The sequence below is a fragment of the Paenibacillus sp. FSL F4-0097 genome (assembly GCF_038593125.1).
GTDB classification, from domain to species: domain Bacteria; phylum Bacillota; class Bacilli; order Paenibacillales; family Paenibacillaceae; genus Paenibacillus_AQ; species Paenibacillus_AQ odorifer.
This window is the reverse complement of record NZ_CP151965.1, coordinates 3,895,709-3,908,432: the sequence shown is the minus strand read 5'-3', so window position 1 is coordinate 3,908,432 and position 12,724 is coordinate 3,895,709. Positions and strand designations below refer to the sequence as shown.

The following is a 12,724-nucleotide window of genomic DNA, read 5'->3' as shown; positions in this document are numbered from 1 at the left end:
TGAATCACAATGAAGTGACTCAGGGTTGTAAATTACATTTTCTCAAGAGAGGGTTGCAAGTTTCCGAGTGCTGGACGGTTGCTTGCGCCAGCGTTATCGTCAGAGCTGTTAGCAGCGGCACCTACTTGCAGCTGGTACATACGGAAGTATCTTCCGCCAAGCGCCATCAGTTCATCGTGGCTACCGCGTTCTACGATCTCTCCGTGATGTAGGACTAGAATCTGATCTGCACTGCGAATCGTGGATAAGCGGTGAGCGATGATGAAAGTGGTGCGTCCTTTTTTGAGAACTTCCAGCGCATCCTGAATGACGCTTTCCGTTTCTGTATCGATGTTGGAGGTAGCTTCATCTAGAATAAGAATAGCTGGGTCAAAGGAGAGAGCTCTCGCAAAAGAAATCAATTGCCGCTGACCCGCAGATAAAGTACTTCCTTTCTCAATTACCGGTTCATCAAATCCTTGTGGAAGATGAGCGAGCAACTTATCCGCACCAACCTCACGCAATGCACGTTCTACACGTTCACGTGAAATTCGTTCATCCCCTAGGCTGACGTTCGAAGCAATGGTGCCCGTGAAGAGGTACGGATCCTGCAGCACGATGCCCATGTGATTCCGCAGCCACTGCTTCGGAATATCCGTAACCTTTTGACCGTCAATCGTAATATCGCCTTTTTGTGGATCATAGAACCGGAACAGCAGATTGATGATTGAGCTTTTGCCGGAACCCGTATGACCTACAAGAGCGACAGTTTCACCCGGGCGTGCTTCAAAGGAGATATCGCGAAGGACGTAGTCTTTTTTATAAGCAAAAGATACATTCTTAAATTCCACTTTTCCTTTGTAGCGTGGCATGGAGCCGTCCGTAACATTCTCTCCAGGTTCATCCATAAGCGTAAACACACGTCCCGCAGATACCATAGAAGTATCCAGGTTCGCCAACTGGTTCACCATACCCGTGATAGGCTGGAACAAACGTCCGAGCACATCGACAAAGGCATATAGAACGCCTAAGGATACAAAGGTTGAACCAGTAATACTGCCATGTCCGAAATACCAAAGCACCATCACAAAAGAGAGAGAACGAAGTGAGTTCACCAGATTGTGGGACGTGAAAGCATTCAGATTTAACATTTTATTCTGATATTTCAAGTAATCATCGTTCAGGTTCTCAAATTCTGCACTAAGCTGCTTCTGACGGCGGAATATCCGGACGATTGACATCCCCTGAATCGATTCATTAATAATGGCGTTAATTTCACTTAGACGTGAGCGAATGATCGTATTGTATTTGGTCGCAATTTTGCGATAGAGCACGATCCACAGCACAAGAATAGGTACAATGAACAAGCTGATCAGACCCAGACGGACATCAAGTAAGAACAGAGCGATATATACGCCAGTTATATTGATAATACCGGTGCTGAAATTGGAAAGGACGGCAATGAATAGATCCTTAATCGCCTCGGTATCATTTGTAACCCGCGACACTACCTTACCAGCAGGCAAATTGTCAAAAAAATGAACGGGTAGTCGCTGGATATGTGCGTATACATCTGTCCGCAGCTTCCGGATTACCTGATTCGCCGAAGATTGCAGCCAGTAGGTTTTTCCGAATTCAGCAAAGATGGAGATTACAAGAAAAATAGCATACATTCCGACCAACTGATAGATTCCAGGAAGCTCAGGTTTGTAAAAAGCGAACAGCTCATCGGCCGATAGCTTAACCGCCGGATAGATAACTTCGTTATCACCACGGGTGATATGCATCTCTCCATCGATGAACTTTCGTTCACCGTCAGGCTGTGTTACAGCTTCGTTAATAAAATAAAAACTTCTCCCTGCTTGAAGAACACGAATTTCTTGGCCTTTAGTTTCACCAGGCTCAAAGCGATCGCCGCGTTTGTATAAACTATTGTTATATTCAGCCGCCTTATCGGGAGACGTGGTGCTGAAATAGGGCTTCTCGATGGCCAGCATGTGATTGTCGATCATGCTTTTGGCTATAAATGGACCTGCCAGCTCTGCCGCTACCCCGATTGAAAGCAGCAGAAGGGCTGCGATAAAGGTTTTCTTTGCGGTCAATGCATATTCCAGCAGGCGTTTGCCTGTACTTTGTGTCAACCGTGACACCTCCTAAAATGTTTTGCGTAGTCGTAGCTCGTTTATTTATGGTTGTAGTTTAATCATTCGACAAGTTATTTTCGACTTGCTGCCGATCATATTGTTCACGGTACCAGCCATTCAAATCCAACAGCTCCTGATGTGTACCTCGCTCAACGATTTGTCCGTTATCCAGTACAACAATCATATCGGCATGTTGGACGGCGGAGAGACGGTGAGTAGAGATTAATGTGGTTTTTCCGGCACGTTCATTCCGGATATTGTCGATAATCTGAGCTTCCGTACGAGCGTCAACGGCTGATAAGGCATCGTCCAGAATAAGAATATCAGGATTAGCGATAAAAGCTCTGGACAGAGAGACACGTTGCTTTTGTCCACCGGAGAGAGATACACCACGTTCACCCACCAGAGTATCCAGACCATCGGACAATGTGCCCAGGTCGTTCTGGAAAGCGGCAGCTGTAATGGCTTGCATAATCGTATCGTCATCGGCGTTGTCTAGACCAAATTGAATGTTTTGCCGAACGGATTTGGAGAAAAGAATTTGCTCTTGCGGAACATAACCCATCCAGCTATGCAGCTGATCCAGGGAAATCTGTTGAATAGGCACGCCAGAGATAAGGATCTCTCCATTACCTGTCGGATATTCGCGGAGCAATTGTTTGAGCAGTGTAGATTTCCCGCTTCCTGTACGCCCGACTACACCTAATGTCTGCCCTTGGTTCAGGGTTAAGTTGACATGGCTTAGATTGTCAATCGTCGAAGAAGGATAACGGAAAGTCACATCGTTAAGCTCGATTCGAGTAGGATGGGGAACTTGAACAGGATGGGCAGCATTTTGAACATCGGGTTTGGAGTTTAACGTCTCGTCGATACGTTCGAGGGAAGCTCCGCCACGCTGCATAATGTTGATCAATTCTCCAATAGCGAACATCGGCCATACAATCATACCGAGGTACATATTAAAGGAGACTAGATCACCCAGTGTGATCTGATTGCGGAATACAAGGTATATCCCATAAGTAAGACCAATAATGTAGCTGAGTCCGACGCAGAAGCGGATGGTTGGTTCGAAGAAAGCATCGACACGAGCTACGGCCATATTTTTGTTGTAAACATCTTCAGTAATATCCGAGAAACGTTTTTCATCAAGACGCTCTTGGACATAAGCACGGATTACGCGCACACCAGAGACAGATTCGAGCACTTGGTCATTCATATCTCCGAATGCATCCTGCGCTAAGCTGTACCGATCATGAATAGCTTTACCATAAAAAATCATAGCTATTGCAATTAGGGGTAATGGTAATACTGCTGCAAGGGTCAATTTCCAACTCACGAGAAAGCCCATCGCAAACAGCACAACCGTGAGGTAGATTGTAGAATCCACCAGTGTAAGCATCCCGAATCCTACGGTAGCTGAGACGGCTCTGATATCATTGGTTGCCCGGGCCATGAGGTCACCAGTTCTATTTTTTTCGAAGAACGAAGGTGTCATAGTCATAAGATGATTCATAAATCGGGAGCGCAGCAGGCGCTCAACAAGGTTGGAACCTCCGAAAAGTTTGTGCATCCATATGTAGGTAATCCAATAAATAACTAGCAGCAAAATGAATATCATGCCGATATATTTGGCAAGCGAAGCTGTAGTAATCGAACCGCGTACTATGTCGTCAATGGCATTGCCTAGCAGACGTGGAGGGAGTAATTCAAGAACGCCCACACCTATGAGTAATATGAGTCCAATCAGGTAACGCCTTTTTTCTCGGCGAAAAAACCAGCCGAGATCGCGAAGAACAGAGAACAAGTAAATCCCTTCCTTTCAGGTTGTAATGATTGCTTGTGATGCTGATAAAAGCGCAAGTGATTATCTCTTCAGCAAACAAAAAAGGCATATCATCCGAAAACGGACGATATGCCTGTAATTTACAGCTATCATGCGCACGGTGCGTTACAGCACCAAGCATGTTAGAGACCTTCAAGAACTAAAGTTATACGGTCCATAAGACTCGCAAAAACTTCAGGATGGCTTAATCACTTGGGCTGCTTCGGTATTCGGTTGAGTAAAAATTCCAACAATAGTAAAATAATATGGCTGTAACTTCGTAAACACCGCGCTCACCCCTTTCATTAATTTGGTAATAACTAGAAGACGTTTAGTTATGTTCAGAGTTTATCATCCGGTTCGCGAATTTGTCAAACTTAATTTTAAATGGATTGGGAAATCATTAATTGCATAAAGTTGTTTGAATATCGACTTATTTTCGTTATGATTAGAATATACAAAGGAGCTGAGAGAAATGAACATGGAAATTAGTCAAGCAGCGGCAGCTTGGTTTAAGAGAGAATTGGACCTTAAGAATGGAGACTATATTCGTTTATTTCCCCGTTATAGCTCGGGAGGTGGACTTCACCCCGGTTTTTCGCTGGGCATTGCTACAGAAGCACCTGGGCGTCCAGCTATTCAGGTCAAACAGGATGATATTGTGTTCTACATGGAGGAGCAGGACTTGTGGTATATGGAAGGTTATGACCTATCTATCGTATACTCTGAGTCAGAGGATGACATTGAATATAAGTACGAACCAAAGCCGGTATCCGGTGAAGTGCAGGTATAGTTGTCTTAATGATTGTTTATTTTAATCAGGAAAAGCCCTTGCCAAAAGGCAGGGGCTTTTCAAATGCTGTCTTTAAAATGAGGGTATTCCAGTTGGAGATACATAGGTGTTATCAGTGCAAATTGCGAGAGGTTTCTTCCTCCAGAGCGAAGTCGAAGTCGTCAATATCGTACACCTGAACTGGAACTCCACCCTCGATGATCCGTTGAATCAATTCAAATTGATCCGTTAGGATAGGTACTTTCTCACGTTGTGAGGACAGCAGAAGCTCTGTTTCGATGGGATCGAACATCTCACCGTAGGCAGCGGTATCCATACTGTTAATGATGGTGATTTTGGATTGCCCGCCAAGGAGAATACCTGAGCTTTTCGCCCATGGCACTGCTAAACAGCGGTTGATCTTCTTCGCGTTGAGCGGTTCTTCAAAATAAGCAATGAGCTCACTAATCTTCAACTTAACATGCTTGTCGTCGTCCGGACGGTTCATCAACGGATCATCGCTGTCTCGCAGTTCGTATAGTTCCATCACAGTAGTATAAGGCACTATATATTCTACAGGGCTGCTCGATACGAGAAGCTGGCCGTAAATCGCCATCATGACGGCTTCCGTCACAAATTGTCTAGACATCGTTATCCTCCTGAAGTTCGGTACTGCAATTGTACTTATGATCTAAAATTATAAAAACACTGTAGAGAGCAAAAGTCAACTGTACTTAGCAACTCACTAAAGAGAAGGGAAAGAATATTCCTGTGAAGCAATGGAAATCATATTTTACTTTTGTACGACCTTATATGAAATTGATTGTGTTTACGCTGTTTATCGGCATGATCAAATTCAGTATTCCGCTAACACTGCCAATGATTCTGAAATACGTGGTCGATGACCTGCTAATGAACCCGAGCATGGGGATTGAGGAACGGGTATCACATTTGATGCTTATTCTGGGTGGTGCCTTAATTTTATTTGTTATCGTAAGAGGGCCCGTAGAGTACTATCGCCAATACTTTGCTCAGCTTATCACAAGTAAAGTGTTGTTCGATATGCGAAATAAGCTTTACAGTCATTTACAGCGGCTGTCACTGCGGTATTATCAGAATACCAAGGTGGGAGAAGCCATTTCCAGATTTATTAACGATGTTGAGCAGACCAAAAATTTGGTCGAAGTCGGCATGATGAATGTATGGCTCGACACGTTCACACTAGTTTTTGCTTTGGGATTTATGTTTTATTTAAATCCGGTGCTGGCGCTCGTGTCTATCTCGGTATTACCTTTTTACGCAATTGCAGTTAACAAATTGTATAAGCGGCTTAAGCTGTTAACGAAAGATCGTTCCCAAGCTCTGGCTGGCATTCAAGGTTATCTCCATGAACGGATTCAAGGGATATCAATTATCCGCAGCTTTACGATGGAAAAAGTGGATCAGAAGCAGTTTGAAGACATCAACGGTAACTTTCTTAAAAAAGCGATGGCGCAAACCCGCTGGAACGCTATGACCTTCGCAATTATTAATACATTAACGGATATAGCACCTCTTTTGGTCATCGGATATGGTGGTTATCAGGTCATTCATGGCAATTTGACAGTAGGTACCTTTGTAGCTTTCTTTGGCTATCTGGACCGGATGTATTCTCCGCTGCGAAGATTGATTAATTCCTCGACGGTGCTTACACAAGCCTCTGCTTCTCTTGAACGGGTGCTTGAGCTGCTGAATGAGCCTTACGATATTGTAGACAAGCCGGGAGCAAAAGTGCTAAAGGATGCACGTGGTGAGATTGCTTTTCAGAATGTATGGTTTAAATATAACGAAGAGAATGATTGGGTCTTAAAAGATATTAATCTGAGTATTCAGCCCGGACAGACCATTGCGTTCGTCGGAATGAGCGGTGGAGGAAAGTCCTCCCTTATAAGCTTGATCCCGAGATTCTATGACATCAGTAAAGGCAGCCTCCAAATGGATGGTTATGATATACAGGAATTAACACAGGAAAGCTTGCGCAGGTCTGTCGGTATGGTCTTACAAGATAATTTCTTATTCAGCGGATCTGTGCGTGAGAATATTTTATTCGGTAATCCTAACGCCACGGAAGAAGAGGTCATTTCAGCAGCGAAAGCTGCCAATGCGCATGATTTTATTGAGCAGCTGCCACTGGGTTATGAGACAGAAGTGGGAGAACGTGGTGTTAAGCTATCCGGAGGACAGAAGCAGCGGGTTGCTATCGCAAGGGTATTTCTCAAGGATCCGAAGGTTCTTATATTAGACGAGGCTACTTCGGCGCTGGATCTGGAATCGGAGCATTTAATTCAACAAGCGCTGCAGTCCCTTTCTTCGCAACGTACTACACTAATTGTAGCGCATAGACTGTCAACGATTACTCATGCAGATCAGATTGTCGTACTTGAGAATGGTGAAATTACTGAACGGGGTACGCATGAACAGCTGATGTCGATAGAGGGTAGTTATGCGCGATTATTTAACGTACAGCATTTAGACGCTTAATATGTTTTGAATAATTAAACACTTTAGTGGTCCTCTCGAAAGAGAAGGCCACTTTTTTTGAATTCCAATCAGGCTTGTGGCACACAGTAACTTATACTATGGCAAAAATTCTACAGGGGACTTGAGTCTTTTCGGTGATCATGTGCGTCTAAAGCTTATAAACATCATGAAAGGAAGTGAGGAACGTGAATAAAACCACGCTTGAGGAAAAGGCGATAGCTGGTGATGAAGACAGCTTTACTGTTCTTATTGACGGCATGCAGGAGCGTTTATACCGAATGGCCTACTCCTATGTGCGGAATCAAGAGGATGCGCTGGAGATTGTGCAGGAGACCGTCTTCAAAGCCTATATCTCCATTCATAAATTGAAGCAACCGCAATATTTTAAAACTTGGCTCACCAAGATCGCTGTCAACTGTGCGCTGGACTTTATCCGTAAATCTAAAAAAATCGTGTATATAGATCAAGAGCTAGGAGGCAGCTATGCTCCGAAATCTAGGGAAGAAGTTATGGACTTGCATGAAGCGCTCAGCGGCCTTGATGAAAAATCAAGAATGGTGATTGTGATGAGATATTTGGAGGACTTGCCCATAAAGGAAATTGCAGAGGTTCTTGATATGCCCCTGAGCAGCGTCAAAACCGTTATTTATAGAGGTTTGGAAAAATTAAAAATAAGTATGGAGGAGAGTGAGAACTTTGGATAAGCAACTAGAACGTCTACAACAAGCCTATAATGAGATTGAAATTCCTAAAGAACTATCATTCGCTTCTCGTAAAGGAATTGAAAGAGGGAAAATCTATAAACAGAAAAACAGTTCTTCAAAACGTGCCTTGAAATGGACAGGATCAGTAGCTGCTGCTGTATTGATTTCTTTTACGGTGGGTGTAAATACGGTTCCTGCTTTTGCGAGTAGTATGGATCAAATACCGGTTCTAGGTAAGCTGGTCAGTGTTCTGCAATTTACGGAGGGAAGCGCAGGAGGGGGAACCATTCAGGATGGAGTAGATGTGAATTTTATTTCGGTCAAACAACTGAAGAATAGTGATCAATTGATTTTGAATTTTGCAAATCCGGATGAAACTCAACAGATGGCAAGCTCATATAACGTAAAGTTTACGGAAAATCCGGCAACAATGACGATTACAGTAAGTGGGGCCAGAAAATTCTCAGCAGTCAAAGATCTGGAGACATTAAAACAAAGCCGATATGTTCAGGATGCTTATCCACTAATTACACTAGATGATTCGGCCATTCGGTTCAATGGCACACTTACGGACTCGGTTGCTTATGAGGTGAAAGAATATAAAGAGCCAGCACAGGTAGTGATTACGTTAAAAGAGAAAGGAGACGAAGCAAAAGGGGGCTCTGTATATTCCTTAAGAACGGTCTCACAGCCTTCTGGTGAGGCGCTGGGTATGGCTGAAGAAATGTTATATGGGTTAGAGGATGTGCGGATGTTAAAGGATCAGAAAGGCTTATATCTCGTGGAAGCAGGATATTTTAATTCAGAAGAAGAGGCTTTGAAGCAGTTGCAGAAAATTAAGACAGAGTATGGCGTTGAAGATTTATTAGTCGTTGAAAAAAGAGCGGCGCAGCAAATTCCGCAGTCCATTTCTCAGGTGGAGGAATAGTGAAGAAGATGGTTGTATAAAAGGCACAATAAAAAAGACCGCCAAAAGCGGTCTTTTTTGTGCTGTTCTATTACATTTTGCCGATCATAAGTGATAAAATGCCGGCTGCGATCAGCGGTCCGACCGGAACGCCTTTAAATAACGCAACCCCGATCACCGTGCCAATCAGCAGACCCGCAACAACTGTGGGTTGGTTGGTCATGAGCGTAGCACCGCGGCCTCCAAGAAAAGCGACGAGAATGCCGATAGCGATAGCAAGCAAGGACTTCCAGTGCAAGAAGGATTGACCGACTGTCTGCAACGATATTTTGCCGCTGGCTAATGGGGTCATGACCCCGATGGTCAGGATGATAATCCCGATGGTTAAACCGTATTTTTCTAGCCAAGGAAAGGTTTGCTGCAGGCCAAGTACTCTTAGCAGTAATAGGACGACCATTGCTATTGTTACAGGGGAATTGCTGCTGATAATTCCCAGCGCTGCAAGTCCAAGCAAAAGCAAAGAGGTCATGTCCATCTTAATGTTTCAACTCCTTAGGATTAGAACTTTGTTTTGACACAATGTGATCTGCGATAAGCTTACCATGCCCTCTTCCGGTCTCAATAAACACTTCGTTAGCATTGCGGCCGGAGGCGATTACTCCAGCAACATACAACCCTGGAACATTACTTTCCATGGTAGAGGTGTTAAAAGCAGGCTTATCCATGTCGTCATCCATGATCACACCCGCTGAAGTGAGGAGGGTACGGCTAGGACGGAAGCCAGTCAAGGCAAGAACGAAATCATTATCCAATGCTTTCTTGTCCCCCTTATGATCCGTAACAATTACTGAGCTTGCAGTAATTTCAGTGACACGCGAGCCTAAGTGCAGAGTGATTTTCCCTTTTTGCACCATGCCTTCAAAGATTGGCCGAACCCAAGGTTTAATATTCTCTGAGATGCTTTCACCACGATATACCATATCTACCGTAGCTCCTACACGCATAAGCTCCAGCGCTGCATCTACTGCGGAATTACTGCCGCCAATTACAGTTACCTTCATTCCCGTGTAAGGATGAGCTTCACCGAAATAATGAGTAACTTTAGGTAGTTCTTCACCTGGAATGCCAATCATATTCGGCTGATCAAAATAACCTGTTGCTATAACTACATTAGCAGTGATACGTTTCTGATGCTCACCACGCATATTTGACGTATGTACGGCAAAGGTTCCATCTTCAAGCGGCTCAATGGATAAAGCTTCTTCATAAGCGGCGATCTCTAGACCATATTGCTCAGCGGCTCGGCGATAATAGACAAGCGCTTCGTGACGGTAAGGTTTGTCGTTGGTCGAAGTGAACGGAACATCCCCGATTTCTAATAACTGAGCCGTACTGAAAAATTGCATATTTGTTGGATACAAATAAATGGAGTGTACAATAAAGCTTTTTTCAATGATAAGGCTGGACAGGCCTTGGCGTTGGCATTCGATAGCTGCCGAGAGGCCGCAAGGACCTGCACCGATAATAATGACATCTTTCATAAAGCGGGTTACCTCCTGATTGTTACTATCTTTTCTTTAAATCCTACCCTAAATTCATGAATTTTTCCATAAGAGCAGATTGAGTATAATAACCATTGCAAGAATAACGTTGATTATTATATAATTAGATATATATCTAATGTTTCAATTTATTGTGAAATTCTAGGAGCGTGAACCCAGTGCAGTTGGAGAAAATCGTGAGTTATCATAAAGCTTTAGCTGATCCAACGCGTCTTCGCTTATTGTTGCTTCTGTCCCAAGGAGAAATGCACGGGCAAGCGCTGGCTGAGAAGTTGAATTTATCGCAGCCTACAGTCACTCATCATGCGGCTAAATTACGTGAAGCGGCTCTAATAAAAGAAAGACGCGACAAAAATACAGTTTATTTTAAGTTGAATCCGGAGTTTATCAATAATGGTGCTGAGGCTTCACTGCAGTTTATTTTTTCGAAAGGAGCTGAGAATATGGAAGGGCAATTGCCTGAGAATAGTCTTCAGGATACTGTAATTCGTAATTTTTTCTCTAAAGATGGCCGGCTGCGGCAAATTCCAGCACAATACAAGAAGAAATTGATAGCGCTTCAATACATGGTTGAGAAGCTGGAGCCAGGAGTTGTTTATACGGAAAAGGAAATCAATGAGTTTATTAAGCAGTTTCATGAAGATTTCGCCACTATTCGTCGTGAATTCATCATGCATCAGTTTATGTATCGTGAGAAGGACAAGTATGAACTAAATCCTCGAGAAGTATGGACTCGGTGGGAATATGTCAAATAATGATCTTTTAAATATTAACATTCTGTGTCGATTTGAAATGTACTGATTAATTATTCGAATTTCGAATAAAATGGAATTGTAAGCGTTATCTGAGACATATTTAGAAAGGAGACTTTCGTTATGTTATTTAAACGCACAAAAAAGCAACCCAAATCAGATCATGTAACCGTCACATTACCCCAAGTGAAACAGGCGATTCGAAAGTTCGAAGAAGATATGCCTGGACCTATTAATAGAACAGCATTAATCTTAGAGGACAAAAGAATCGATATGAGTCGCCTGAAACGTTATTTGGGTGGAATACCCGAACGGAATTTCTATATGTCACGAGAGACCTATGAAATTTTCGAGGAAGAAGACAAGTTAGTGCCGTATTATCTGGATTTAGTTCAGGCTGCTGTAGACAGTTATATTAGTGATACAGGCAAGCTACCGTTGCTTGAAGACACCTGGTTGCCAGAGGTTCATTATCGATTGTTATCTACAGAAAGTTATCTAAAAGAAACACCTCCTTTTCCGCTGTATATTACGGATGAAGAAATGATGCTGACCCATCGGGCAGAGCATTTCGAGTAAAGGAATGACGCAGATACGAATCTTCATAAAGACTGTTCAGTAAAAGGGAAGCCATAAATCCTTTTTGTTGAATAGTCTTTTCTTTGTCTCTTAAGGCATAGTACAATTACATTCTGTAGGTTAGGTTTGAAAATTAACAGCATGTAAGGGGAATCGCTTGATGAAGGAAGTACAAGCTATTTTATTTGATCTGGACAATACTTTAATGGATCGCGACTATACATTTCGCAGCTTTAGCACTCAGTTCGTGCAGGATTTTCTTGGGCATCTGAAACCTGCGGAAGCGCAGGCCGTGATTGAGGATATGATCCACAGAGACGCTGATGGCTATCGTGATAAAGACGGATTTTTCTTAGAACTTAGTGAGATCCTGCCTTGGGAAAAGCCTGTGACGGCTGAACATATCCGGGCGTATTATGATGCGAGCTACATCAATCATGGTGCAGTCATGGAGCATGCTTTGGAGGTTCTGGAGTATTGCGTGGAGCGTGGATATACTTTGGGGCTGGTCACCAACGGTAAAAAAGAAATCCAGAACACCAAAATCGATATTCTCGGCCTGCGAGAGTACTTCAAGGCTATAGTTATATCTGGAGAAGTTGGCATTGCGAAGCCTGATCCTGCGATTTATCAATTGGCACTAGACAAGCTGGGTGCCTCTGCGGATCAAACCTTGTTTATAGGGGATCATCCGGTAAATGATATCTGGGGTGCAGGTAAGGCTGGCCTTGAAGGAATTTGGCTGCAAAGGAAACATCCTTGGGACGATCAGCTGGACATCCAACCTTGGAAAATGATCCGTGAGCTGAAAGAATTAAAGGCTATTTTGTAATCTGGAAAATTTGGGGTTGACATTTTACTGCTGCACCAATTATGATAACAGCATCTTAAATTTCGGAAGGAGACGATGTTTTATGACAGTTTTAAATGTAATGAACTCAACTGTTGTGGATACGTGTCTTCCGGGAACAGCTGCTGCCGAA

At 43.4% G+C, this 12,724-nt stretch carries 12 protein-coding genes; 7 read left to right on the top strand and 5 right to left on the bottom strand.

What is annotated here, in order from left to right:
* Window positions 1-32: 32 nt before the first annotated feature.
* Window positions 33-2,120, bottom strand: a complete 2,088-nt coding sequence (locus MHH86_RS17525; protein WP_036688022.1) for an ABC transporter ATP-binding protein — start codon at window positions 2,118-2,120, stop codon at window positions 33-35.
* A gap of 58 nt (window positions 2,121-2,178) precedes the next feature.
* A complete protein-coding gene (locus MHH86_RS17520; RefSeq protein WP_036688020.1) occupies window positions 2,179-3,927 on the bottom strand; it encodes an ABC transporter transmembrane domain-containing protein in 1,749 nt (582 codons plus the stop codon).
* 493 nt (window positions 3,928-4,420) lie between these two features.
* On the opposite strand from MHH86_RS17520, the gene MHH86_RS17515 reads away from it, so the two are divergent.
* Entirely contained in the window at window positions 4,421-4,738 is a 318-nt protein-coding gene (locus MHH86_RS17515; protein ID WP_036688019.1) for a HesB/YadR/YfhF family protein, read from the top strand.
* Window positions 4,739-4,850: 112 nt separating this feature from the next.
* On the opposite strand, the gene MHH86_RS17510 is transcribed toward MHH86_RS17515, so the two are convergent.
* The gene (locus MHH86_RS17510) at window positions 4,851-5,366 is read right to left on the bottom strand and encodes a hypothetical protein (RefSeq protein ID WP_036688017.1); all 516 of its coding nucleotides are present in this window, start codon (window positions 5,364-5,366) and stop codon (window positions 4,851-4,853) included.
* A gap of 122 nt (window positions 5,367-5,488) precedes the next feature.
* Here MHH86_RS17510 and MHH86_RS17505 point away from each other — a divergent pair, with 122 nt between their 5' ends.
* The 3 genes from MHH86_RS17505 to MHH86_RS17495 all read left to right on the top strand — a co-directional run bounded on the left by MHH86_RS17505 (window position 5,489) and on the right by MHH86_RS17495 (window position 8,869).
* Window positions 5,489-7,237 carry an ABC transporter ATP-binding protein gene (locus tag MHH86_RS17505; RefSeq protein WP_036688015.1) on the top strand — a complete coding sequence of 583 codons (1,749 nt, stop codon included), beginning with the start codon at window positions 5,489-5,491 and terminating at the stop codon, window positions 7,235-7,237.
* Between the two features lie 185 nt (window positions 7,238-7,422).
* On the top strand, window positions 7,423-7,941 hold the full coding sequence (locus MHH86_RS17500) for a sigma-70 family RNA polymerase sigma factor (RefSeq protein WP_036688013.1): 519 nt from the start codon (window positions 7,423-7,425) through the stop codon (window positions 7,939-7,941).
* Entirely contained in the window at window positions 7,934-8,869 is a 936-nt protein-coding gene (locus tag MHH86_RS17495; protein ID WP_342479370.1) for a DUF4179 domain-containing protein, read from the top strand. Before MHH86_RS17500 ends, MHH86_RS17495 begins: the two co-directional genes overlap by 8 nt.
* Before the next feature lie 70 nt (window positions 8,870-8,939).
* Here the strand turns inward: MHH86_RS17495 and MHH86_RS17490 are convergent, their stop codons facing one another.
* Together MHH86_RS17490 and MHH86_RS17485 are read right to left on the bottom strand one after the other, a co-directional pair.
* Entirely contained in the window at window positions 8,940-9,383 is a 444-nt protein-coding gene (locus tag MHH86_RS17490; RefSeq protein WP_036688009.1) for a DUF441 domain-containing protein, read from the bottom strand.
* A gap of 1 nt (window position 9,384) precedes the next feature.
* Window positions 9,385-10,389, bottom strand: coding sequence for a YpdA family putative bacillithiol disulfide reductase (locus tag MHH86_RS17485; RefSeq protein ID WP_076273299.1), 1,005 nt, complete (start codon window positions 10,387-10,389; stop codon window positions 9,385-9,387).
* A 179-nt stretch (window positions 10,390-10,568) separates the two neighbouring features.
* On the opposite strand from MHH86_RS17485, the gene MHH86_RS17480 reads away from it, so the two are divergent.
* The 3 genes from MHH86_RS17480 (at window position 10,569) to MHH86_RS17470 (ending at window position 12,573) form a co-directional block, all read left to right on the top strand.
* On the top strand, window positions 10,569-11,165 hold the full coding sequence (locus MHH86_RS17480; protein WP_076316728.1) for a metalloregulator ArsR/SmtB family transcription factor: 597 nt from the start codon (window positions 10,569-10,571) through the stop codon (window positions 11,163-11,165).
* Between the two features lie 120 nt (window positions 11,166-11,285).
* Window positions 11,286-11,741 carry a DUF3939 domain-containing protein gene (locus MHH86_RS17475; RefSeq protein WP_036688004.1) on the top strand — a complete coding sequence of 152 codons (456 nt, stop codon included), beginning with the start codon at window positions 11,286-11,288 and terminating at the stop codon, window positions 11,739-11,741.
* A 160-nt stretch (window positions 11,742-11,901) separates the two neighbouring features.
* Complete coding sequence (locus MHH86_RS17470) at window positions 11,902-12,573, top strand: HAD family hydrolase (RefSeq protein WP_038571611.1); 672 nt, start codon at window positions 11,902-11,904, stop codon at window positions 12,571-12,573.
* Window positions 12,574-12,724: the final 151 nt, after the last annotated feature.